The sequence below is a fragment of the Aquabacterium sp. genome (assembly GCF_021768455.1).
GTDB lineage: Bacteria > Pseudomonadota > Gammaproteobacteria > Burkholderiales > Burkholderiaceae_C > Aquabacterium.
Map to the genome: position 1 here is coordinate 1 of NZ_JAIZVX010000300.1, position 1,369 is coordinate 1,369.

Consider the following 1,369-nt stretch of genomic DNA (forward strand, 5'->3'; position numbering starts at 1 on the left):
CGTTCAGCGGCACGGTGACCGGCTTCGTCAACGGCGAGAACCAGGCCAGCGCCACCACCGGCACGCTGAGCTTTGGCAGCACGGCCACGGGCAGCAGCAGCGTGGGCAGCTACGGCATCACCGGCAGCGGCCTGACGGCAACCAACGGCAACTACACCTTCACGCAGTCGGCCGGCAACACCACCGCCCTGACCATCAACCCGGCCACGCTGACCGTGACCGCCAACAACGCCAGCAAGACCTACGATGGCCTTAGCTACAGCGGCGGCAACGGCGTGAGCTACAGCGGCTTCGTCAACGGCGAAACCAGCAGCATCGTGGGCGGCTCGGCGAGCTACGGTGGCAGCAGCCAGGGTGCCAGCAACGCCGGCAGCTACGCCATCACGCCTTCGGGCCTGAGCGCCAGCAACTACACGCTCAACTACGTCGACGGCACGCTGACCATCACCCCCGCCGTGCTGGCCATCATCACCGGCAACCTGACGGGCACGGTGAGCAAGGTCTACAACGGCAACAACACGGCCACGCTGACCAGCAGCAACTACCTGCTCAGTGGCTGGGTGGGCTCGGACGGCGCCACGGTGACCAAGACCACAGGCACCTACGACAACGCCAACGCGGGCACCAACAAGACGGTGACCGTGAGCCTGGGCCTGAGTGACTTCTCTGCCACGGGCACGACGAACCTGAGCAACTACACGCTGCCCACGTCGGTCACCGGCAACGTGGGCACCATCACCCGCGCCGCGCTCACGCTGACGGCCAGCGGTGGCAGCAAGACCTATGACGGTGGCACCACCTCCAGTGGCACGGTGAGCGTCAGTGGCCTGCAAGGCAGCGACACCATCACCGGCCTGAGCCAGGTCTACGCCAACAAGAACGCCGGCACCGGCAAGACCATCAGCGTGGCCAGTGGCTACACGCTGAGCGACGGCAACAGCGGCAGCAACTACGACGTGAGCATGGTGGACGCCAGCAACGGCGTCATCACCCGCGCCAGCGCCAGCGTCAGCGGCACGGCCACCAGCGTGACCTACAACGGCAGCACGCAAACGCAGACGGCGGCCACGCGCAGCGGCTTCGTCAATGGCGACGACATCAGCGTCAGCGGCCTGGCCTCGGGGCGCAACGCGGGCACCTACACCTCCAGCCTGGTGGTGGGTGGCAACGACGCCAGCAACTACGACGTCAGCATCACCAACGCCAACCTGAGCATCACCCGCGCCGCGCTCACGCTGACCGCCAACGCTGGCAGCAAGACCTATGACGGTGGCACCAGCTCCAGTGGAACGGTGAGCGTCAGTGGCCTGCAAGGCAGCGACACCATCACCGGCCTGAGCCAGGTCTACGCCAACAAGAACGCCGGCAC

Annotated in this window: 1 protein-coding gene; it reads left to right on the forward strand. The window is 66.6% G+C overall.

The window, feature by feature from the left end; genetic code table 11:
- The coding region (locus QZ994_RS19895; RefSeq protein WP_290877839.1) for an S-layer family protein at positions 1-1,369 on the forward strand (1,369 nt) is incomplete at both ends.